Below are 23,761 nucleotides of genomic sequence, written 5' to 3'. Positions count from 1 at the left end.
CCTTGATGAATTATCTAAGCTCTCGAATGATCCGATTGGAAAATAAGTAAATATAATTCTATTTCGTATAGTACAAAAATATTCTCCCTGCCTCCATCTGAAAACAATCTCTTTAAAAATTATATTAATAAAAGTTTGTTTTATATTGTTCACTATTTTTTTAATCTATTCTTTCTAAAAGGAGAATGTTTTATAATTTTTGCTAACATTTGCTTCTAAAAACTAGCTTTCATCACAGCCTTTCATCAATAATTCCCCAAGGTGATTATATCCTGATATTGGCAGAAAAGCAGAATAACGTCAGCTCTTGGCGAAAAAGGAATAAAAATGCGATATTTACTGACTAAATTACTAGTATATACAAGAGAGAGACAGTACTTTCGTCCCTTAATAAATATAAGAATATTGTGATATTTTTATATAGTTCGATATATTCCGAAAATAAAGAAGGGGTAGAGGGGAGTTTTAACATGAAACTTAGAAAAGTATTTTTTCTAGTTATTATGCTCTGTATGCTATTTTCCAATAGTGTATTGGCAGCAACTGTACCAGATAAGGAAATTCGTAAAAAAGGAGAAGAAAACAAGCAAAATATCCAAACCATAAAGGTGGACGAGCTAGAGACCACTTATAATAAAAACGATACGGTTCGGGTAGTGGTAGAGATGAACACGGAGCCGACGGTGCAATATGCTCAAGCACAAGCAAAGCAAGTAAAAGAATTGCCTAAATCAACAAAAGAAAAATTAAAGAGCGAAAAGTTAGCAGAGCAGAAAAAAGTAAAAGAAAAAGTAAAAGCAAGAAAAGTAAAATTTAAGGAATTAGAGAATTTCACCACCATTTTTAATGGTTTTAGTGGAGAAATGAAGTACGGAGATATTGAAAAAATCGAGGAACTTCCAGAGGTAGCAAAAGTACATATTGCCACAGCTTATGAAAGACCAGAAGAAGAAGCAGACATGATATATAGTAAAGAACTTGTACAAGCTCAAGATGCTTGGCGGGATTATGGTTTTAAAGGCGAAGGAATGATTGTTGGTGTAATTGATACCGGCATTGACCCAAATCATAAGGACATGGTACTTTCTGATGAAACAGAAGAGGAATTGAGCAAGGAAGAAATTGCCCAATTTAAAAAGGAAAATGGGCTTAAAGGTAAATTTTATAGCGAAAAGGTACCATACGGATATAACTATATGGATGAAAATGACATTATTCAAGATATCGCTGAAGGGGCAAGTATGCATGGGATGCACGTCGCAGGTACTGTTGGAGCAAATGGCGATGAAGACAATAATGGGATTAAAGGAGTTGCGCCAGAGGCACAGCTTTTAGCGTTAAAGGTTTTCGGAAATGACCCAACTGTATCGACTACCTGGGGAGATATTTATATTAAAGCTATTGATGATGCGATCGTATTGGGTGCAGATGTCCTTAACATGAGTTTAGGATCTCCAGCAGGTTTTGTTGCGGCCGATGCACCAGAGCAGCAAGCTGTAGAGCGTGCTGTGGAAAATGGAATTATGATGTCTATTTCAGCTGGAAACTCTGCCCATTTTGGAAATGGCTTTGCCAATCCATCTAGCTCTAACCCTGATATTGGAGTATCTGGTTCACCAGGTGTTGCCTATGATAGTTTACAAGTTGCATCTATTGAAAATAGTTTTATAGATATTGATGCACTTTCCTATCAATATGATGGTCAGATGGAACAAGCTGGATTCCTGTCAGCAGGCAGTGTTCACCCAAATTCAGTTACGGAAAAAACATTTAAAATTGTTTATGCTGGATTAGGGAAACCAGAAGAATTAGCCGCAGTTGATGTGAAGGATAACTATGCGCTCATCCAAAGAGGCGAAATCGGCTTCGTGGATAAAGCAATCAATGCACAGCAGGCAGGGGCAGCTGGTGTTATTATTTATAATAATACAGATGGCTTTGTTAGCATGGCAACAGATGCAAGCATTAAGATTCCTCAACTATTCTTATTAAAAACAGATGGGGATAAATTAGCAGCAGCTCTTCAAAGTGGTGAAACTATCTCGATTACATTTGATGGCAAAAAAATAACTTCCGCTAATCCAGAAGCCGGAAAAATGAGTAGCTTTTCCTCATGGGGCCTAACGAATAACTTAGACTTTAAACCAGAAATCACAGCACCAGGTGGACAAATCTATTCTACTTTAGAAAATAATCAATATGGGATGAAGAGTGGAACGTCGATGGCAGCTCCGCATGTTTCAGGGGGATCTGCCCTTGTATTAGAACGTGTAGATAATGAATTCGATGTGTCAGGCTTTGATCGAGTAAACATTGCGAAAAATCTCTTAATGAACACCGCTAAACCGGTGACAGATATTGGAACAGTAAACAGTGCATTTGACTGGGAGGTACCATATTCTCCACGTCGTCAAGGTGCTGGATTAATGCAGCTGCATGCAGCATTACAATCACCTGTTATAGTAACGGAGAAGAAGACGAAAGAAGGGAAAGTAGCCTTAAAAGAAGTAGGAAACACCTTTACTTTTACTCTAGAAGCGAAAAACTATAGTGATAAGAAGGTTAAGTATGATGTGGCTGCAAATATACAAACAGACTTTGCGGCTTACGGAGAGTTAGGTTATACTGCTAATCTATTAGAAGCACAGAAGATTTTGGATGCAAAGATAAAAGTAAATGATAAGAATGAAACAACGATAAGCATTCCTGCCAACAAAAGCAAAAAAATTAAAGTATCTGTTGATTTAACAAATGCAAAAGTAATTGATCCTTCTCAAACAGGCAGTTGGGAAACACCTGTAGCGATTGATCGCGTATTTGAAAATGGCTATTTTGTGGAAGGGTATGTAACATTAACAGATCCTCAGGAAACAAATGCAACATTAACCGTGCCGTATGTTGGATTTAAAGGTGACTGGAACAAAGCACCCATTTTAGATGGGATGAAATATGATGAGACATCTTTCTATGGCATGGCTGGAGCGGTGACAAAAGAAGGAGAAGACTTCCTATACCTTGGATATGATCCGATTACAAGTAAGTTTACAAAAGAAGGAATTGCCATTTCTCCAAATAATGATGGAGTCCAAGAAGAAATAATTCCGGTTCTATCGTTTTTAAGAAATGCAAAGAAAGTTCAATTCTCTATTGTTGATAGTAAGGGGAAAACCGTAAGGACATTACGTACACAAGAAGAAATTAGAAAGAATTACTATGATGGCGGCAAAGGAACAAAATATGTTCTTGATTCCAATTGGGCATGGGATGGAAAAGTGAATGGAAAGCTAGTGGAAGGGCAATATTTCTACCGCGTTAGTGCAACCCTTGACTATAAAGGTGCAAAACCACAGATAGTAGATATTCCGGTTATTGTTGATACAGTAAGTCCAACTGTTGAAGTGGACTTAGCAGAAGATAATAAAGTATTGGAAATTGCTGCGTCTGATGATGAAAATGGCTCTGGGATTTCTTATTTAGATATTTTAGTAGATGGGAAATCAGTTGTAACTACTCCAGTCAGCGGTGAAACAACTGAATTTACTTTGCCGAATGAAGTAAAACCAGGTACATCTGTAACAGTTGTTGCGTATGATTATGCTGGCAATAAAGAGGAAGCAAGTGTGGTTGCCGAAGAAGAGAAGAAGGATACAACTATTCCCGTAATCTCTTTAGCGACCCCAGAAGCTTTAGAGGTGTATGGAGAAAAAGAAGTGGTATTTAGTGGAACAATCAAGGATGAATCGGACCTTAAAGAATTTACGATTGGCGGTCAAAAAGTAGACACTGTTTATAATGAGGAGAAAGAAGAATATACCTTTAATACAGTCATTCCTTATGAAAATGGCGTTCATTCTGTTGAAATCAAAGCAATAGACAGTGCTGATAATACAGCAGTCTTTAAACGAAGCTTTATCGTTGATGCTGAAGCACCCGTCATCTCCTTCAAAGGGCTTTCTGGCAATCGAATCGTAAATAGCAATGGCAAAAATCCAACTGTACATGTAACAGTAAAGGATAATTTTGATGATATTCAATTAGCTCTAAATGGAAGTGAGCTTTATTATCAGACATTTAAAGAGCCATATGCTATGAGAAGTTTAGAAAAAACAATCAAGAAAGTGGAATTAGACTTAGAAAATGGCTTAAATGAATTTGAATTCACAGCAACCGATTTAGCTGGCCATAAAACAACGAAAACTGTATATTTCTATAAGATGACTAAACAAGAAAATCGAAAAGATATTAAAGTCCCAGAGGATAAATAAACAAACCGATCTATAAAAGAAGACGAGAAACAGGTTGAGACATAAGTATTTCAATCAAAGATAAACCCCAGCAAGGATACCGAGTAATTCATATCCTTGCTGGGGTTTTTATTCATGTCTTCTGTATTATCCATTTGGTTCTGTTCTCTGCTAGCACCCTATAAGGCTGCTGGGTTTTCATTCAATGACACCAAATCCCTTAATTCATCTGTTGTTAACTCGGTCATCCAATTTTCGTTTTGGATAATTTGGTCATTTAGTGATTGTTTCTTTTCCAGCATCGCATCAATTTTTTCCTCTAATGTTCCTGTACAAATCAGCTTATGAACATGAACAAAACGAGTCTGGCCAATGCGGTATGCACGGTCTGTTGCCTGATTTTCTACAGCAGGATTCCACCAGCGATCATAATGAATAACATGGTTGGCAGCTGTTAAATTTAATCCTGTTCCTCCAGCCTTTAAGGAAAGGAGGAAAATCGGAAATTCTCCAGCTTGGAATTGGTCAATTAAGCGATCACGTTGTTGCTTGGACATACTGCCATTTAAGAATGGAACGTCGATGCTGAACTTTTTCTTCATCATTTCCTGAATCATATGTCCCATTTCAATATATTGTGTAAAAATAAGGCAGCTTTCACCTCTCTCTAAAATCGTATCGGTCAGTTCTGCCAATTTCTCCATTTTTACTGATCGATCAATTAAGCTAGTAGGTGCTTGCTCTTTTAAGTAAAGGGCAGGATGATTGCATAACTGCTTTAATTTACTTAACATTTGTAGGACAAGACCTTTCCGCTCGAATCCAGAGAGCTGCTCAATTTGGGCAAATGTATCGGTAACTAATTGTTCATATAAGGCAGCCTGCTCCGTCGTTAAAGGACAATATTCCTTTTGCTCCAGTTTATCAGGGAGATTCAAGGCAACCTCTTCATCCTTTTTCGTTCTTCTTAATAAGAATGGACGAATCAGTGTCTGCAATTGCTGGATTTGTTCCGGTTTATTTTCCCTTTCAATCGGAATAACAAAGCGCTTTTGAAATTGTCCGAGGCTACCTAAATAACCGTGATTAGTAAAATCAAAAATAGACCAAAGCTCATTGAGACGATTTTCCATCGGTGTTCCAGAGAGCGCAATATAATGTGCTCCCTTTAATTTTCTCACAGCTCTTGATTGCTTTGTCTGCGCATTTTTGATATTTTGTGCTTCATCGATTGCAATGGTACTCCATGTGAGTTCTTCGAAGCTTTGCTTATCGATATGTGTTAATCCATAAGAGGTTAAGACTACATCTGCTTCGTGTACTCTATTTAAAAAGGCCTCATCTTTTAAGCGATTAGCTCCATAATGGAGATATACATTTAAATCAGGTGCGAATCGCTCTAACTCCTTTTGCCAGTTGCCGAGGACAGAAGTAGGACAAATGATAAGAGCTGGTGTTGTTAGTTCTGCTTCTGTTTCTTTCACTTTTAATAAATAAGAAATAAGCTGAACTGTTTTTCCTAGTCCCATATCGTCTGCTAAAATGGCTCCAAATCCATACTTTCTTAAGAAGAGAAGCCAGCTCATCCCAAGCACTTGATAAGCACGTAAATCGCCTAAAAAGCTGTGTGGAACTTCTTCTAATGGCAGATTCTTTACTTCTTTTAATTGATGAATCATCGTTCTCCATTGTCTATTTAGGTCGATTTGGATTCTTGCAAATGTTTTCGGATTCTCTAGCTCATCATTTTGTTGTTCTTCCGCTTGCATTAACTCTTGCTCAATAATATCGCGGACATGCAAACCTTCTTTTTCAGCTTTTTTCATTAAATCCTGTATTTGCCGAATAAAAGCGGGATCTAATTTAATCCAACGACCTTTAATAAAGACAAGACGGCGTTTTTCCTCCACTAATTTATTGAATTCATCTTCAGAGAGGGTGACGCCATTCATAGAAAAGCGCCAATTATAATCCAGCATTGCCTGTAGCCCTACAAAGGATGGACGATGACTTGTACTCGAAACCTTTGCTTTCACTTTCAAGTTGGCTGACTTCATTGCTTGCCACCAAGAAGGAAGAAGAATATCCACTCCAAGGGCAAGGAATGTTTCACTAGCTTCTGATAAAAAAAGCCAAGCTTCTTCTTCTGTTAATTGATTGGTTATCCCGCTTTTTCCTTTTAGCCATGGGAAAAGCAGGAGCCAGCGCTGTTGTTCTTCCTCAATATAGGAGGTAAAGTTTAACCACTTCTTCGGCATATTACTTTCATCATGTATATCCACAACGAGATCAGGATTTTCCTTTGATCGTAAAAATATATCCAAATCCCAAGTTGTATCGATTTCAGTTGGTTCTTCCAGACGGATTCCTAGCGTGAATGGATAGTCTGTTTCTTTTAACCCCATCCATTCCTGCCATTTATCTTCAGTGAAATAAGCAGCCAGCTGCTCGGAAGGAATATTTGCATTCTTTAATGTTTGGATTCTTGCATGGAAATTTTGTTTTGTCTCTTGATGATCTTCCAAATAATGATTGAGCGAATGCTGGAACCATTGCTGGATAAAATCGTTATTTGTTTGACCTGCCAACTCATCGTGAAGTTCCATTTCCCAAAAGCTCGGGTCAAATTCATCCATGATACGATTGGGCAGGGACCATTGGAAATTGCCAACCTCCCATTGGCTGAAATCCGGTATCCATTCTTTATGTTTAATAGCTTCCAAAATACTTGGGGCAGCAGCAAGACAAACCTGTGCAGTATCATTCCAATCCCAATCTACATAACGATTAAACCCTTCAGTAGCAAGCAAAGTCACCAACTGCCAGCCACTTAATAATACGCCTTCTATTTCATCAATTGTTACAGTATCTAGGATAGTTCCATAATAGCTCTCTTGATGCTGCTGAAAAAGAAGTTTTTTCCAATAATTAGGATATAGATAGCGATTCTCTATTTCTCCTGTTAAAAAAAATCCTCTATTCTCATAGTAATGAACATTTATTTTTAGATAGTTAGTTTTCAGCATGGATTAACTTTCCCTTTCTACATTCTTCATGAAAGGCTCTTAATCGTTTCGTACGTTCTAAGATAACCAATAAGAATTGCTCGAATTCGGTTTGTTTTTTCAGCTTTTTATAAAGGGTACGCAGTTTTTTTAACTGACGGACAGCGATTCGATAATGCTCTCTATTTTTCCCTTCGATATGTTCTTGAATCGAACGATGATATAAGGAAAGCAATAATGATTGATCATATTCCTGCAGCGTTTTTATTTGTTCTTTGTGAAGATGATCTAGTCCATATCCCATCATGGTAAACAGATCCATCCATTTATCAAATTGTTTCTTCTCATACAGAAAATCCTCATATTTGCGGTAGCTATATGGAAGTGTATGAATATATGCTTTTTCAAGTAAGTCTTCTTTATTCATAGCTAGGCAATAAGGGAGAATCGCTCGGATTGCCATCTGTGTAAATTCGTAGCAATAATCGTCATCATCATCTGTACATATATAATTTTTCAGTTCTTGAATAAATGCTGGTATATATAAATCCATTCTTTTCCAAGCTTTGCGACTCGATAAATAATCAATCCAATAAAGCATATACGAAGTAACTTGTGTATCAAGTGATTGAATGATTTTAAGGGCATTCTCATCTTTTTGAAGAAGGATTTCTAGGTGAATCATGGCAATTTTTTCGGAAAAGCTTGGGTCGCTGTTCGCTGACAATTGTGTCAATTCATCCTGTCTCCATTTTTTCGTGGCGAAAAGATCCGTCCACATTAAGCGATAAAGCTGTATACACTCAAATGCTAATATTGGCTGGATGGTAAGAATTGCTCGTATATCATCCTTTAGACTAATTAAAAAATCGTCAAACGCAAATGGAAAGGTAAAGTTTGATAATTTATAGAGGTTATCCTCGATGCTATTCATTAAATCATGAAAAAGATGTCGATAATAGCGATTGATTGTTTGTGTATTATGATCTAGTTTTTTACTAACTATTAATAATTGTTTAAAAGTAAATACATGGGCGATAACTAAATAAAGGAGCTTCCACTCTGTTTGGAGAGGAGTAGCTGCTTTTATTTTTCGTATATAAATATAATACGTTTCCGCAATCAGATATGGTTTGTTATGATTTGTCTCCATAAGGGATTGAAAACTCTTTTCCAATGTTTCAATCCAATCTGTATAATTTGGCTCTTTGTCTTCTTTTTCCTTCAGTAAGTCACTTGCTCGCATAATACCGAGATTTTTTAACATTTCCGCATTCTCAATTGGTTTACGCCAATTTTCCAACCAAGTGGACACTTTCCCAACTTGTGCAAGTAAATAGAAAAATAGAGCGAGCTGATGGCGACAAAATCCTTCTGCGTGACAAGTACAAGAGCTCTGTTGAACATAATCCAAATCTAAAGTGGCCCTTACAGGCGTTACATCTTGGATCATTCCCGTCACCAATTCATTGGAGAACTTGACCTGATAGACAAAGCTTTGTCTGTACAGAAGCAGTCCCTTTTCCACAACCTTTTTCATTTGGGGATCATTTGCATCCAATAAATTCATTAAGTTTTCTGCGCAAAAATTCACTGGCTCCAAATACTTTTCTAGAAGCATAATGTATCCCTCCCATATTGGTAAATCGATTAATTTTGCTTAAAGATGTGCTCTAAGAAGTAGAGGCACCAAAAAAGTCCATTCTTTAATTATAACGCTTTTTGAATAGAGATGGTAGAGGACAGAAGAAGAGAAGTAAAAGAGCGTAATTGGATACTAGTTTTGAAGTAACGAATATAGGGAATGAAGAGAATAGACAATGAAAGTAGGAAAAAATATACGCAGTTTGGTAAAAGCTCGGCGCTGAATGGTGCGAGATTGGAAGATATATTAGCAAAATGGAGGAATATTTGTTCCATGGTAAGGGTATATCAGCCAAAGTAGTGGAGATATCAGCTAAAACGAGGAGTAAATCAGCCAAAGTAGTGGGTATATCAGCCAAAACAAGGAGTAAATCAGCCAAAGTAGTGGGTATATCAGCCAAAGTAGGGATATATCAGCCAACCCCAAAGCATACAAAAAAGACTGCCCGCTAAATAGACAGCCCTTTCTATTATTATCTGTTAATATAAACGTTTAAAACTATCAAAATGCTCTTTATAGTATGAGTTATCTAAACTTGTAACACGAACGCCGCTTGAGTCAGCGTGAATAAATTCATTGTTGCCAATATAAATACCTAAATGAGAGATACCTTGTTTGTAGGTATTTTTAAAATAGACAATATCTCCAACAGCTGGAACATCTATATAATAGCTGCGGTCATAGTAGCCTTCAGCAGAATAACGTCCAATTGATTTACCGCTTTGATTTAACACATAGTAAACAAATCCGCTGCAATCAAACCCTGCAGTAGTTGAGCCTGCCCAAACATATGGAATGCCAACTAGACTTTTAGAGACCGAAACGACTTTGGAAGCATAGGATTGTCCATTGTTTCCATTAGAAATAAGAGTCGGTTTATTAGAAGAGGGATTAGTATTTCCAGTGTTAGTTATCTTTTCAGAAGCAGTAACCTTCAATTTTTGTCCTGGGAAAATCAAATCAGAATTTAGATTATTTAATTGCTTTAGTTGGCTTACAGACATTTTATACGTAGAAGCAATTTTACTTAAAGTATCTCCGCTTTTAATCGTATAAGTTCCTGTAGAAGCAGTTGTAGTTTCCTTTACAGCTGTATTGCTGTTACTTCCAGAGTTACTAGACGGGTTGGAATTAGCATTTCCAGGTTTGGAAACATATAAAATATCACCAGGATAGATAAGCGAAGAGGATAGATTGTTCCATTGCTGTAACTCTCCTAAAGAAATAGAATGCTGATTTGCTATTTTAATAAGGGAATCTCCTGAAACAACTTTATATGTCTTGGCACTTGAGCTTGTCTTCGTAGAAGTTTTACTAGCGTTAGTTGTATTGCTGCTAGATTTTGAATCATCGCCAATAGATAATTCTTGATTGATTAAAATAAGGTCTGAGGAAAGATTATTTTGCGACTTTATGTCATTAACAGTCGTATTGAATTTCTTCGCAATCTGTCCTAAAGTATCCCCTTTTTTCACTACATAAGTACTAGCAGAGGCATTCGCTGCGAAAGTGGTTGACAGAATAGCCGTAGTTGCCAATACTGTGACTTTCTTCTTCATTTTTTATCACTCACTCCTAATGATTAAACTATAGTATATCTATCTTACCATAACCTATCAGACTATTGACCTTTTATTTTAATAAAATTGATAACGTTTTACGAAAATAGGTAATTTTTCATAGAATCTTATCATTAGGACATTAGTTGCTGGAGATGAAACTGATTGTATAAACAGGGAATAACTAACTAGGTATATATGCGGATAGCATAGAGGCGATGGAAAATGATCGTTATCCCCGCTTAAGAAAAAAGATGCCCCCAACTATTTCACGATTCGTAGGGGAGAATAGTTGGAGGACATCTTTATATAATACATATATTATGTTTGCCAGCTACGGATTTTTCCTTCGATATAATCCGTATATCGATGATCTTTTACTAATTGGAAAATCATTAGTGCATCTTGCATATAAGGAATAGCTAGGTCAAAATTCTTTTGTAATTCATAGTTATATCCGATATGATAGTGAAAGTGAGCCAGCAAATAAAGGTTATCCTGTTGTATCGCCCAATCAATCCCTTCCTTACAATAAGTAATGGATGCATCAAACATGGATTGATCTGTTAAGGATTTCGCGATATTAAAATATAATCTGCTTTTAATCGTATCATCCTTTAAATAGGGAAGCTGGTTGATCGCTTTAAATGCTTGTTCATAAATGGTCAAGGAATCATCAATAAATCCTTCTTCATAGTGAAAGATTCCTTTACTAATAAAGATTTCTATTTCTCTTTCTGTGAAGACAGTGTCAAAGGTAAGTTCAATTGCTTCATTAATAAGCTTTACTGCTCGATTAAAATCACGGTCGATTTCAAATACATAAATTGCCTTATGCCAAAGCAGCAATTGATAGTTTTTTTTATGGTGCGTAAATAAAGGATTTTTTTCTTCTGCTTTTACAATTTGTTTTATTGTATGATAATCAGTATTCCTTCTAGCTGCTTTTAATTGCCGAAAAGTTTCTTCCACATAATCTAGTCTGGGGGTCGTACCAATATCGAAGAAGTAATTTACGTCTACTCCCAATCGCCTAGAAATAAGATAAAGAGTAGAAGACAATGGAAGTACTTCTCCTTTTTCAATCTTGCTTATTTGCGCTTGTGTACAAATATTGTGAGAAAGTTCCTTTTGTGATAGTCCCATTTGCTTTCGTAATTCCTTGATTTTTTCCCCAACCGCTGAAAAATTCAATCGCTTCACTCCTACATAGAAAAGCTCACCTTTTTTTAATGATATTCCTAAAGTTATATTTTTGAAGATTTTTGCAAAAAAACAGTGCTAAATGCCTTAAAATGCCGAAATTTACTTTGAAATCAAGAATTCATCTATCTTAATAATATGATTTAATTGTTTTTACTGCAATATATTAAGAATATTTTTGCTATTTTTAGAAGTGCCCACCTACGCCTTCTAATTATTCGCATAATAAAACTTAATTGAGCATTTTTAATAGAAATTTTGAGATTTCTATTAAACCCCAATATCTGTTTTACGAGTAGTCCTTTTATCTCCAATTTTCTGCCGTTTTCTGATGAGAAAGCGGTCTTTTTTATTCGAAAAGGCAAGAATGTGAGGGAACTATAAAAAGCGCTTCTTCATTTCTTCTGTTGGAAGCATACAGGAATCCTGTTTGCCAAACCATTTATAACGATTTCTAGCAATAATTCGATAAAGAGGGTCTCTGATGAAAGGCGGGATTACTTTTAAAATAGCTAGAAGCTTCCATCCACCTGTAAGATGGCTGCAAATTTCTAAAGCGGCATCCGATTCTAAATAGTATCTATCTTCTTTTAAAAGGATAACACTATCAACCTCAGATAAATGATATTTATTCAATAGATTTCTTCCAGTTTCGCTCTGTAAGGAAGCAAAGAAAAATTGGTTATGTGGATCTCTTTTAATAATAAATTGCACACTTTTGTTGCATAAATTACAAACCCCATCAAATAACACAATCATCTATATCCCCCCTTAGTCTGTATTTTAGCAAATGGTGAAGCAAAAGTATGTTAAAAACGATCTGTAATTTTTTCAATTGGTCTTCGTAATAAAGTTATTATTTTGTCAGAAAGGTAATAATATACAGGATGCAGGAAAGAAAAAATAAAAAAATGACCATTTTGTATGTAATTCTTTTTCCGTTTTTATGAAAAAATGGTACGCTAGTAGTAGTAGATTAGAAGGGGAGATAGGAATGAAAAAGAGATGGATGCTTTTACTGATATTTGTATTGATAGCAGTGGTAACAGGGTGCAATAAGAATGATCCTACCCCAGATGAACGGCTATCACAATATATAAAACTGTGGAATGACGAAAAATTCAAAGAAATGTATGCTTTCTTATCAACAGAAGCAAAGAAAAATGTTTCGGAAGAAGAATTTGTTTCTAGATATGAAAAAATTTACAAAGACTTAAGTATTAAAGATTTAGAGATAACATATAAGAAACCTTCAGACGACGAAAAATTTGATAAAGTAGAGAAAGCAGAAATTCCATTTTCGGTTAAAATGAACAGTATGGCAGGAGAAATCAGTTTTGATAATCAGGCCACGCTTGTAAAAGAAGAGCGAGACAAAGACGAGAATTGGTATATAAATTGGGATACTACTTATATATTTTCTGAGTTAGGTCCTGATGATAAAATTTCGGTCAACACGATTCCAGCAGAACGCGGTAGTATTGTGGATAAAAATGAGAATCCGATGGCCATGAATGGAGTTATTTATGAAGTTGGGCTGGTTCCAGAACAAATGGGAGACAATCCAGATGCTGTCATAAGTAATCTAGCAAAGCTTTTGGATATTAAAAAAGAAACAATAGAGAAAGCGATCCAAGCAGATTGGGTCCAACCGAGCTTTTTTGTTCCAATAAAGAAAGTTGCCACAGGAGATCGTGCTTATTTAGATAAACTCTTTGCATTACCTGGTGTGCAGAAGCAAGATACCAAAGGAAGAATTTATCCATTTGGCGAAAGTGCTGCCCATTTAATTGGCTACATTGGCAGCATCACAGCAGAAGAGCTGGAGGAGAATAAAGGGAAGGGTTATTCAAGCACAGATGTAATTGGAAAAAGAGGCTTAGAGCAAGTGCTGGAGGAACGATTGAAAGGCACGAATGGCGAAGAAATTTCTATTAAAAAAGCCGACGGCAGTACAGTTACTTTAGCGAAAAAAGATGTGAAGAATGGTGAAAATGTAAAGTTAACAATCGATGCAGACTTGCAAAAGGAAATATATGAAAAAATGGATGGCGAAGCAGGTGCAGCTACAGCTATTAATCCGCAAACAGGGGAAACACTTGCGTTAGTCAGCAGTCCCGCATTTGATCCAAACAAGATGATTGTTGGCCTGACAACGTCTGAGAAGGAAGCATATGATAATAATAAGCTAGATCCTTTTACCAATCGCTTTAAAAATAAATATGCTCCTGGTTCTGTTATGAAGCCGCTTGTAGCAGCTGCTGCATTAACAGAGGGCGTCATTACTCCTGAACAGGAAAGAAAGATTACCACTAAGAAGTGGCAGAAGGATAAATCTTGGGGCGGTTATTATGTCACAAGAGTGCATACAAGCTCAGAGCCTGTAAATCTGGCGGATGCTTTGATATATAGTGATAATATTTACTTTGCGCAGACAGCACTTGATTTAGGTAAAGATAAGTTTGCAGCAGAACTAAAAAAATTCGGGTTTGAAGAACCGTTTACTTATGCTTACCCAATTGAAACATCCACCTATGGCAAATTAGATACAGAGCAGCTTTTAGCAGACTCAGGATATGGCCAAGGGCATGTGGAAATGAGTGTGATTCATCTTGCGACAGCATACACACCATTTGTTAACGGTGGAAATCTAATAACACCTGTATTATTAGATAGTGAAGAGAAGAGTAAGGTTTGGAAAGAAAAAATCATGGACGAATCAGTAGCCAACACCATTTCTGATGACTTACAACAGGTTATTGAAAGTCCTCACGGTACAGCACGTGCCGGAAAAATAAGCGGGAAAACATTCGCAGGAAAAACAGGTACAGCTGAATTAAAAGAAAAGCAAGGCGAAAAGGGAACAGAAAACGGCTGGTATGTTACCTATGATAAAGGCAATAAGAACCTCTTGATTGCAATGATGATGGAAAGCGTACAAGATAAAGGCAGCTCTGGATACGTTGTGAAAAAGGTAAAAGAGATAATAGAATAAAGAGAAAAGGAGTGTTCTGTGGGAATGCTCCTTTTTTTTTCATAAAAGTAGACAGGAAGGATTAGGGAGGGGCAACAGGTGGGATGAAAGCTAAAAAGTAGAAGGAGTGACAGAAAAAATGCGTTCATACCCGTGATGAAAGCCAATATCCAGCTAGTCCAACAAAAACAGCATCATACTTACTCCAAAATCATTTCGCCAACACCTACACAAGCAATAAATAAAAGATCTATCCAATTCAATTTCTATTCAATTTACTCATGATTCCGTTTTTTTTTTCATACATTAGTTTAAACGGTGAAAGGAGAGAGCGGAATGAATGAGGTAGAACAAAAGGAATTGGAATATGCCATTGCAGAAATCACCGAGATTGCTACTGGATTTGGACTAGACTTTTATCCAATGAGATATGAAATTTGTCCTGCGGATATCATTTATACATTCGGTGCTTACGGAATGCCTACTCGATTTTCCCATTGGAGCTTCGGAAAGCAATTTCATAAAATGAAATTACATTATGATTTAGGCCTATCCAAAATATATGAATTAGTCATTAACTCAAATCCTTGTTATGCTTTTTTGCTTGATAGTAACTCCTTAATAAATAATAAGCTTATCGTTGCCCATGTTCTGGCACACTGTGATTTCTTTAAAAATAATGTTCGATTTCAAAATACCAAACGAGAAATGGTGGAAAGTATGGCCGCAACTGCTGATCGAATTCGTCAATATGAAATCAAATACGGGAAGCAGGAAGTGGAAACGTTTTTGGATGCGGTATTAGCCATTGATGAACATATTGACCCAAGCTTGATGAGACCTAAATTAGCTTGGTCCATGGACGATGTAGAATTTGTGGAGGAAGAGGAACCAACAAGTACACCTTATGATGAATTATGGGGATTGGACGACCGAAATAAACCAAAGAAGCCGAAGAAAAAAGTAGCCAAGAAATTCCCGCCCCAGCCAGAGAAGGATTTACTACTTTTTATTGAAAACTTCAGTCGAGAGCTTAGCGACTGGCAAAGGGATATTTTAACCATGATGCGCGAAGAAATGCTTTATTTCTGGCCACAGTTAGAAACAAAGATCATGAATGAGGGCTGGGCATCCTATTGGCATCAGCGGATTGTTCGAGAATTAGATTTAACAAGTGCGGAAGCCATTGAATTTGCAAAGCTGAATGCTGGTGTAGTACAGCCGTCTAAAACGGGCATTAACCCCTATTATCTAGGTTTAAAGATATTTGAAGATATCGAGGAACGCTATAATAATCCAACAGAAGAAATGAAGCAAAGAGGTGTTAAACCAGGATCAGGGCGAGAAAAAATGTTTGAAGTTCGGGAAATAGAATCAGATATTTCTTTTCTGAGAAACTATTTAACCAAAGATCTTGTCATGAGAGAAGATATGTATTTGTTCCAAAAGCAAGGAAGAGATTATAAAATTGTCGACAAGGCATGGGAACAAGTCCGGGATCAATTAGTGAGCATGCGCGTTAATGGGGGTTTCCCATATATTACAGTCAATGATGGTGATTATAATAAAAATGGAGAGCTGTACTTAAAGCATGGCTTCGAGGGAATTGAATTAGACTTGAAATATTTAGAAAAGGTTCTTCCGTATATTCATCAATTATGGGGAAGAGGCGTGCATATGGAGACGGTAGTAGAAGATAAACCGCTTCTTTATAGCTATGATGGAAAAGCGCTGCATCGGAAGTATTTATAGGAGAAATAGACCCACAGAGCTTTATTGAGTCCTGTGGGTTCTTCTTTTATTCATCCCAATTCCAAAAAGCTATATCATCTATACTAATTTCCTTTATCCAGCTTTCTTTTTTTAACTTGAGTATTTCTTCTGTAGGACCAGTAATAACAACCCCATAATGATTAATACCATTTTTTTTCATATAAGCAATTCGTTTATTTAATTCTAAATGACCAAAATAAAAATTCTCCGCCTTTTTTTCATACGGTTCTAGAAATGTAAGTGTTTTTAGAAACTGTTTATGCAGAATCTCCGCATCTCCTACTGTATACTCTGGCGAACTAGAGGAGCTAGATTCAATGGAAAACCAAAAGTTTCCTTCTTTTTTGGTTGAATCTGTGATCATATCATCATCATGCCAAATAGGGTTATTAGGAAAGCCAATTGGATCTATACCAAATTCGTCTCTATTCTCTACCCCTGTATCAACAGCAAACCAGATAATTTCTATATTTCTATCTTTTAAATAATCAAACACTTTATTTGTTGATAATAATTCAGAGAAGGACAAATAAACAGACGCTACAGTGCCATTCTTTACTTTTTCTAGTCGCTTCCATTCCGATGGGGATGACTCTTTTGGTAAAAAGGAAAAGGAGGCTTGTTGTTGGGAGATGACTCCCTGTGTTTTCTTTTCAGGCATTCCCATGAGTGAAAAGAAAAATTTTGTTTTATACTCCCCCGTTTTATAGATTTCATCCCCGACTCTTTTTTCAATATCTGTTGTTGTTTCCAGTCCAAAGTAAGGCTTTGTAGCTGCACTTGTTCCACTGTACTGCCCATAGGGATCTGTTACAGTAAGGGTTAAATCAATAATGTTTCGGTATACATCTGTTCTATCAGGGGTGCCCCAAGCGTAATAAACAGCAGTGAAAATGGAAGAAAGAATGGTGAAAAGAATGATTAGTCCTAATGCAGTGAGTGCTGTTTGAAATCGGGCCATCCACTTTCCTCTTCTTACTATTCTTCTTTGTTTTTTTGAATCAATCAGGAGTGGTGCGGCTTGATGATGATTGCTCATTTCTGCTTCCTCAAAAACTTGAAAATATTGCTCCATCTTTTCTAAATCTTTCTCTATTTCTGCTGCTTCCTCTTTTGAAAGTTCCCCATTTTTATATGCTTCTAACCTTTTTTTGTACTCTTCACTCACGAATTTGTTTCCCCCTCTGTCTTATTGTTTGTCTCCCTCGGAAGAGTAAAACTTTAAAGTAGGTTGGACTAATGTTCATTACCATGGCACCTTCCTCTGTTGTAAGTTCTTGGAAGTCTGCTAGTAATACGGCCATCCTTTGTTTTTCAGGCAATACTTTTAGCATGTTTATCACTCTTTGAATTTCTTCTTTTAATAAGACTGTCTCCTCTGTTCTTTGCGCGTTATCCATCTTTTCTTGAAAGAAATCATTCTCTTTGACTACTAGTCGCTTATTTTTTCGAAACTGATCGATAAAAACGTGATACGCCACCGTGAAAAGCCAGGCCTTCACATTTTTTCCTTGGAAAGTTTCCAGATAGAGATGTGCTCTGAAAAATGTCTCTTGAACTAAGTCTTCTGCAGAATGATGATTATGGCAGAGTGAAAGGAGAAAATAATAAATATCATTAAAATAAGTTTGATAAATAGAATCAATTGAATCCTTCATCTTCGCCCCCTATCACTTATAACACGTTTAATGAGATGAAAAGTTACAGTGAAAAATATTTAATCCAAAATAAAGGGAATATAACAGAAAAAAAAGAAGTCTATAGCAAGAATAAAAGAAAGGAATAGTTGAAACAATGAAACAAAAAAGGATAATCGTTACGGGATATGGCACAGTCGGGAAGGAATTTATCGAATTATTGTATCGGAAAAAAGAACTGTTCCTAAAACAATATCATACAGAATTGATGGTAACTGGAGTAGTTGGATCTGTAGGGATGGTCTATGAATCGGAAGGATTGGATTTATCTATACTGCATCAGCTCCCAACAGGTTCGATTGGGATTTCGCAATATGCTAGTATGAAAGATTTAGTGCTTGAATCTCCAGCCATTAAAGGAGATATTCTTGTAGAGTGTACTCCTACGAATATAGAAACAGGCGAACCAGCCCTTTCTTACATAAAAAAAGCGCTCGAGGCAAATATGGATATTGTATCTGTCAGTAAGGGGGCGCTTGTTCATTGCTTGCCAGAATTACTGGCCATTGCCAAAGGGAAAGGATGTCATATTAAGTATAGTGGAGCTACGGCAGCAGCGCTGCCTACATTAGATATCGGTGAATTTAGTTTGGCAGGCAGTACCATTCAATCGATAAAAGGGATTCTAAATGGAACATCCAATTTCATCCTGACAAGTATGTCAGAGGGGAACCTGACTTTTGAAAAAGCATTACAGTTAGCACAGGAAAATGGAATTGCGGAAAAAAATCCTGAGTTAGATATTAAAGGGTTGGATAGTGCATGCAAAATATTGCTGTTAGCAAATGGTTTACTTCATACGAATCTAACTTTAGAAGATGTGGATATCGATGGCATCGACAAGATTACCAAAGCAGATATACAGCGTGCCAAAATAAATAGCTGTGAGTGGAAGTTAATTGCAACAGCGAAAAAGCAACGAGATAAGTTTATCTTACAAGTAAAACCTGAAATGATTCCTCCTGAAAATCCGTTAATCCATGTAAAGGGAACAAATAAAGGAATCTTGTTTGAAACGGAAGAAATGGGAGCCATTTGCTGTGTTGGCGGTGCGTCACATCCGAGAGGCGCAGCAGCAGCAGCGATGAAAGATATGATTAATCTTATTCGGCAGGAATAAATGTAGAAGAGGATTTGCAGGAGGACTATGTATATTTGTCTATTTTTGAGCCAGTTTTTTCTGATACATGACAATATATGTATCTAGCAGTTCACTTATTTGAATGGTATTGGGATCATCTAATCCTTTTTCAATCCCATATTTAAGCAATTGTATTTTTAAAGAATCGATTGTGTCCATAAGTTCACAAACGTTTTCTATATTCATTCGAGAAAGTACCATTATCATTTAAAGCTCCTATATTTTATAGATTGCTTTATTATTTTACCAAATTAAATTGGAAAAAATAAGTACTTTTTCTATTAAATTTACAAAAATGTAGGAGAATGACTTGTTGAATAATTTTCCTTTTTTGCGAGAAGAAAAGCGATATCTAATCATTTCACCTAAAAGGGAGTCTGGAGGATACGATGATTTTTTAATGATGAAAAATCATCGTATCCTTCAGATTATTTTTCCGAAGCAAGATTAAATAAATATTCAAGGTAGGATTCTAATTCGAATTTATCTTTGTCAATAAAATCGGTCATTGCAGTATTTGTTTGTAGTTTCATCATAATCCTCTCCTTCAAAAATGGTTTTTTCTTTTCAGTAGTATTTGTCTATAATATTCCCAAACTATTAAACTTTTATACATAGTTTTTAAAAATAATTTGGAAAAAGTTTTTTTTCGGAAAATATCAGAAAGGAGAATGGTGGTAAGGAAGGGATGGTACGGCCATCTTTATGATGATTTCCCCTTTGAATTATTTTCTGTTTCTCTTCTCATCATGATAGGTATTCTTATAATAGGGGGAATTTTACTTGCTTTTTTTCGGAATAACATCCAAATGATCATTTTTTTAGTCTACTTTCTTTGTATTGTTACTTGGTTTAGAGGTGATGTATGATTATTGGATGTATAAGGATGGATGATGGGATGCTTCTTTATACTGCCGTTCCATCTGTGTTCTATTAGCTTAGTGCTTTGTTTGCTGCTTCTAATTACAAAATGGGAGTTTGTTTTTCAAGTTGTCTATTTTTTCGGCATGATTGGCGCATTGATGGCTATTTTCACACCAGAGTTATTTATAGGTTATCCCCATTTCCGCTATTTTCACTTTTTTGTTACGCACATTCTTATTATATGGACTTGTCTTTATTTTGTGCTTGTCCACCAATATAAACCGACTAAAAAGGGTTCGTTTTGTCCTAAATAGCAGTGCAGTGCTTGCGTGGATTATTAATACTTATACAGACGGTAATTATATGATTGATTATTTAGTTCATATAACATACTTGATCTTGGGACAGTCGCCTTTTTTTATTTTCTGTTTTGTTTATTTCCTTTCGATGGAAAAGGGAAAGCAAGGATAATAAAAAAGACTGCTTCTTAGTGGGGAAGAAACAGACTTTCTATTTGATTAATGATTGACTCGTTCTTTTTTTAATAGTGCTAGAAATTGCTGTTCATTAATAATTTCTATGGGTTTTCCTTTTGCTTGTAAATCATACGCTTTTTTTTCTTTAGAACTAATGCCTTCAGATCCCACAAGCTTTTGGTCTTGGTCACCGACCACCAAATAATCGGTTTTGCTGCTGACACCACTTTTAATAATGCCTCCAACATTAACCACTTGCTGCATCGCATCTTTCCGTTCTAGTGTACGCAGATCGCCAGTAAATACAAGATTTTTTTCATATAGCGGGTGATCCACATCAAAGGAATCCGTTGTTGGTGTTATTTCCGATATGGAAACGGAAGCAAATTTCTTGAATGGTTTTCTGTTGGAAAAATTAGTTGCTCTTCCAAAAGTATTTTGTGGTTTTAATTCAGAAAATTGTTTTATAGGAAGAGTTGGATAGGAAGCACAGTAATGACTTAACGAATTCTTCTTTCTCGAGTGAATACAAGCGATTACTAGCTCTGCACATGCTCGCGCATCGGAACCTGCATGATGATGTTCTTGCATAGAAATACCAAAATAAGATGTCCGATCCTTCAATGATTGCCCAATTTTTGCTCCTCTTGTTGCCCGATTGCTAATAGGAATACTGCAAATATAGGAAAAGTCTGGTTTTGCCAATTGATATTTTTCTAGACAGGCATAAAGAACACTCATATCAAACTGGGCATTATGAGCGATGATGGTATGGGAAGAAATATCTTCTTTTATTAGTTCCCATACTTCTGGAAACCTCTTTGCATTCTCAACATCTTTTTCTGTTATTCCATGAACCGCTACAAACTTTGGATCAAATGATAGACTTGGCGGCTTTATTAAAAAATATTGTTCTTTTATTATCGCGTTATTTTCTACATATGCTAATCCAATGGAACAGGCGCTTGCCATATCAGCATTCGCAATTTCAAAATCGATAGCAATAAAATCCACTGTTTATACGCTCCTTCTTTTTTCTATTAGTATATCATGTTCGCTCCTTTCTTTAGAGAAATTAGCTAACAAGAAGATATTGGAACCACAGGAAAGTTATTCTTAAATAATATTGTAATAGATTTGTAATCGAATTTCTATCAAGCTGTAACCTAATTATCTGAATAATATGAGAAGATAGATTTTGTTGATAGAAGGAAGCCTTGGGAATAATATTTTAGGTAAATGAGGTCACTACATGAAAAAAGTTCTTGTTATGTCATTCCTGTCATTTGGTTTGTTATTTTCCGGCATATTTACTGCACCTGAGGCAAGTGCTGCTTCAAAGAAATCAGTTGTTACTGTTGCGAAAAATTACATTGGAACACCATATAAATACGGAGGAACGTCTCCAAAAGGTTTTGACTGCTCCGGTTTTGTCGGTTATAGCTACAAAAAGGTCGGCAAATCACTGCCACGAACAACCGCAAGCATGTACAAAAAAGGGAAAAAAGTTAAGAAAGCAAACTTGCAAAAAGGGGATTTAATCTTCTTTGAAACATATAAAAAAGGTGCCTCTCATGTCGGCATATACATAGGAAGTAATCAGTTTATCCATAGTTCCTCCTCCAAAGGAGTAAAAGTGGACAAGCTATCTAACTCTTATTGGAAAACAAAATATTATGGTGCAAAAAGAATTTAGCCCTTTCTTAGAAAGGGTTTTTCTGTTTGCTGAATGGATTTACATTCATTTTAATAGAGTTTGCTTTTCAGCTTTGCTAGTATTTAAAGAATTTACGAAATAAACTGAAAAAATACCCCCAACATATTCCAAAAAGACCAATTTTTCTATATCATTAAGAGTAAAATGAGCAACTGGAAAGAATTTGGGGGAGTAATATGAGTGCAGCAATGAAATTTGCATTATCGATGGCCATATTTGGTTCGGTTGGCTATTTTTCTGCCAAAACAAATTTGCCATCAATCGAACTTGTATTTATTCGATGCATTTGTGCATGTGTCGTATTAAGTTTGGTGTATTTATTTTCAAATAAGAAAAAAGAAGCGGTGGAGAAAAAGGAGATTGGCTTTAGTGTCCTGTGTGGTGTGTTTCTCGTTGTTAACTGGGTCTTCTTCTTTCGTTCCTTTGAGCATATGTCCGTAACGGTTGCCGTTTCGATCTATCATTTGGCACCGGTTCTAGTTGTGTTACTGGGAAGTTTTCTTTATCGGGAAAAGATCACTTTAAAAGTAATGCTGACGGTTATTACATGTTTTATCGGAACATTATTAGTTGGGGGAATGCAAGATTATCTGTCTTTAGAAAGTCTTATGTCAGCTGGATTGCCGTGGGCATTTGGAGCAGCCTTATTTTATGCATTAACCACTTTGATGGGCAAGAAAATTTCAAAATTAAATCCTATATTAACAACCATTATCCAAACAGGAGTCGGGGTTCTCATGCTATTGCCGCTTGTCCAATGGGATTATTTTAGCCAGTTAACGGGCGAAAATTGGTTTTATATTTTATTAACTGGGATCGTCCATACAGGGTTTGTGTATTATTTGTTTTTTAGCAGCTTGCCAAAGCTGTCTTCTGGGACAATTGCAATCCTAGTATTTATCGATCCAGCAGTTGCGATTTTTATGGATATTGTCTTAACAGCATATCGTCCTGATTTTCTGCAGATTATTGGTATCTTACTTATCTTCTGGGGACAAGCTCATGCTGCTTTGAAGCGAAAGGTAAGTGAATCAGGGAATTAGCCCATAAAAGAGGAATGGAAAAGATCCATTCCTTTGATTTTTTTATACTTTTGGAAAATGTAATTCATAAACTGGCTTTTTAAAATATGGCGGCCTTATCGTTATTTTTGGCATTGTCCATTTATGGTTGATATAGGTCATATACACAGTTTCATTAGAATGCTTTTGCAGTAATAATTTTACCTTCGGGTTAAATTCATATCTCATCTTTACCCCTCCTTCATTTCTCCTTTTAATGTATTCACTTCCAACAAAAGAGAGTTAGTCCCAAAAAGATAATTAGGCACCAAATATTGAATGCCACATAGGATATGTTACGACTATGAGGAGGGATCAGTATGTCTATTTATGTAAATGATCCGAGAGATCCGATGTATCAAGTGCCAGAAACATTTTATGAATTAGTAGAAAAAAGAAATC

General features: G+C 36.1%; 18 protein-coding genes. 8 read left to right on the top strand and 10 right to left on the bottom strand.

The features are described from left to right. Positions 1–470: 470 nt before the first annotated feature. Positions 471–4,265, top strand: a complete 3,795-nt coding sequence (locus NSS71_RS17560) for a S8 family serine peptidase (protein WP_328282837.1) — start codon at positions 471–473, stop codon at positions 4,263–4,265. Positions 4,266–4,423: 158 nt separating this feature from the next. On the opposite strand, the gene NSS71_RS17555 is transcribed toward NSS71_RS17560, so the two are convergent. Next, the gene (locus tag NSS71_RS17555; protein WP_047942692.1) at positions 4,424–7,270 is read right to left on the bottom strand and encodes a DEAD/DEAH box helicase; all 2,847 of its coding nucleotides are present in this window, start codon (positions 7,268–7,270) and stop codon (positions 4,424–4,426) included. Further along, on the bottom strand, positions 7,257–8,870 hold the full coding sequence (locus NSS71_RS17550) for an SWIM zinc finger family protein (RefSeq protein ID WP_047942690.1): 1,614 nt from the start codon (positions 8,868–8,870) through the stop codon (positions 7,257–7,259). Before NSS71_RS17550 ends, NSS71_RS17555 begins: the two co-directional genes overlap by 14 nt. A 290-nt stretch (positions 8,871–9,160) precedes the next feature. Between NSS71_RS17550 and NSS71_RS17545 the strand changes: the two genes are divergently transcribed. Continuing rightward, positions 9,161–9,346, top strand: a complete 186-nt coding sequence (locus tag NSS71_RS17545) for a hypothetical protein (RefSeq protein WP_047942687.1) — start codon at positions 9,161–9,163, stop codon at positions 9,344–9,346. Positions 9,347–9,373: 27 nt separating this feature from the next. On the opposite strand, the gene NSS71_RS17540 is transcribed toward NSS71_RS17545, so the two are convergent. The 3 genes from NSS71_RS17540 to NSS71_RS17530 form a co-directional block, all read right to left on the bottom strand. Continuing rightward, a complete protein-coding gene (locus NSS71_RS17540) occupies positions 9,374–10,453 on the bottom strand; it encodes a C40 family peptidase (protein ID WP_047942685.1) in 1,080 nt (359 codons plus the stop codon). A 321-nt stretch (positions 10,454–10,774) separates the two neighbouring features. Beyond that, positions 10,775–11,647 (bottom strand): helix-turn-helix domain-containing protein, encoded by an 873-nt coding sequence (locus NSS71_RS17535; RefSeq protein ID WP_053215703.1) that lies wholly within the window; start codon positions 11,645–11,647, stop codon positions 10,775–10,777. A 387-nt stretch (positions 11,648–12,034) separates the two neighbouring features. Next, on the bottom strand, positions 12,035–12,415 hold the full coding sequence (locus NSS71_RS17530; protein WP_061800821.1) for a thiol-disulfide oxidoreductase DCC family protein: 381 nt from the start codon (positions 12,413–12,415) through the stop codon (positions 12,035–12,037). A gap of 235 nt (positions 12,416–12,650) precedes the next feature. On the opposite strand from NSS71_RS17530, the gene NSS71_RS17525 reads away from it, so the two are divergent. Beyond that, the gene (locus NSS71_RS17525) at positions 12,651–14,651 is read left to right on the top strand and encodes a penicillin-binding transpeptidase domain-containing protein (RefSeq protein WP_047942683.1); all 2,001 of its coding nucleotides are present in this window, start codon (positions 12,651–12,653) and stop codon (positions 14,649–14,651) included. A 315-nt stretch (positions 14,652–14,966) separates the two neighbouring features. Beyond that, complete coding sequence (locus tag NSS71_RS17520) at positions 14,967–16,382, top strand: SpoVR family protein (RefSeq protein ID WP_047942681.1); 1,416 nt, start codon at positions 14,967–14,969, stop codon at positions 16,380–16,382. A gap of 46 nt (positions 16,383–16,428) precedes the next feature. Here the strand turns inward: NSS71_RS17520 and NSS71_RS17515 are convergent, their stop codons facing one another. Both NSS71_RS17515 and NSS71_RS17510 read right to left on the bottom strand, forming a co-directional pair. Then, the gene (locus NSS71_RS17515) at positions 16,429–17,571 is read right to left on the bottom strand and encodes an anti-sigma factor (RefSeq protein ID WP_047942679.1); all 1,143 of its coding nucleotides are present in this window, start codon (positions 17,569–17,571) and stop codon (positions 16,429–16,431) included. Further along, entirely contained in the window at positions 17,564–18,061 is a 498-nt protein-coding gene (locus NSS71_RS17510) for a sigma-70 family RNA polymerase sigma factor (RefSeq protein ID WP_047942678.1), read from the bottom strand. Before NSS71_RS17510 ends, NSS71_RS17515 begins: the two co-directional genes overlap by 8 nt. A 136-nt stretch (positions 18,062–18,197) precedes the next feature. On the opposite strand from NSS71_RS17510, the gene NSS71_RS17505 reads away from it, so the two are divergent. Continuing rightward, positions 18,198–19,220: a homoserine dehydrogenase gene (locus NSS71_RS17505; RefSeq protein ID WP_047942677.1), complete on the top strand. Its 1,023-nt coding sequence runs from the start codon at positions 18,198–18,200 to the stop codon at positions 19,218–19,220. A 39-nt stretch (positions 19,221–19,259) separates the two neighbouring features. On the opposite strand, the gene NSS71_RS17500 is transcribed toward NSS71_RS17505, so the two are convergent. Continuing rightward, positions 19,260–19,448 (bottom strand): aspartyl-phosphate phosphatase Spo0E family protein, encoded by a 189-nt coding sequence (locus tag NSS71_RS17500; protein WP_047942675.1) that lies wholly within the window; start codon positions 19,446–19,448, stop codon positions 19,260–19,262. Positions 19,449–20,131: 683 nt separating this feature from the next. On the opposite strand from NSS71_RS17500, the gene NSS71_RS17495 reads away from it, so the two are divergent. Further along, positions 20,132–20,419 carry a TMEM164-related integral membrane acyltransferase gene (locus NSS71_RS17495; protein WP_082810100.1) on the top strand — a complete coding sequence of 96 codons (288 nt, stop codon included), beginning with the start codon at positions 20,132–20,134 and terminating at the stop codon, positions 20,417–20,419. 204 nt (positions 20,420–20,623) lie between these two features. Here the strand turns inward: NSS71_RS17495 and NSS71_RS17490 are convergent, their stop codons facing one another. Further along, a complete protein-coding gene (locus tag NSS71_RS17490; protein WP_341151882.1) occupies positions 20,624–21,595 on the bottom strand; it encodes an exonuclease domain-containing protein in 972 nt (323 codons plus the stop codon). Positions 21,596–21,833: 238 nt separating this feature from the next. Here NSS71_RS17490 and NSS71_RS17485 point away from each other — a divergent pair, with 238 nt between their 5' ends. Together NSS71_RS17485 and NSS71_RS17480 are read left to right on the top strand one after the other, a co-directional pair. Next, complete coding sequence (locus NSS71_RS17485) at positions 21,834–22,277, top strand: C40 family peptidase (RefSeq protein WP_061800816.1); 444 nt, start codon at positions 21,834–21,836, stop codon at positions 22,275–22,277. A 197-nt stretch (positions 22,278–22,474) separates the two neighbouring features. Continuing rightward, entirely contained in the window at positions 22,475–23,341 is an 867-nt protein-coding gene (locus tag NSS71_RS17480) for a DMT family transporter (RefSeq protein WP_047942669.1), read from the top strand. A 42-nt stretch (positions 23,342–23,383) separates the two neighbouring features. Here NSS71_RS17480 and NSS71_RS17475 read toward each other — a convergent pair whose 3' ends face one another. Further along, positions 23,384–23,548 (bottom strand): hypothetical protein, encoded by a 165-nt coding sequence (locus NSS71_RS17475; protein ID WP_162837582.1) that lies wholly within the window; start codon positions 23,546–23,548, stop codon positions 23,384–23,386. Between the last annotated feature and the right edge of the window lie 213 nt (positions 23,549–23,761).

The sequence above is a fragment of the Niallia sp. FSL W8-0951 genome (assembly GCF_038006525.1).
Classification (GTDB): Bacteria; Bacillota; Bacilli; order Bacillales; family Cytobacillaceae; genus Niallia; species Niallia circulans.
The sequence above is the reverse complement of the archived record's forward strand: the minus strand, read 5'-3'. Positions and strand labels throughout refer to the sequence as shown.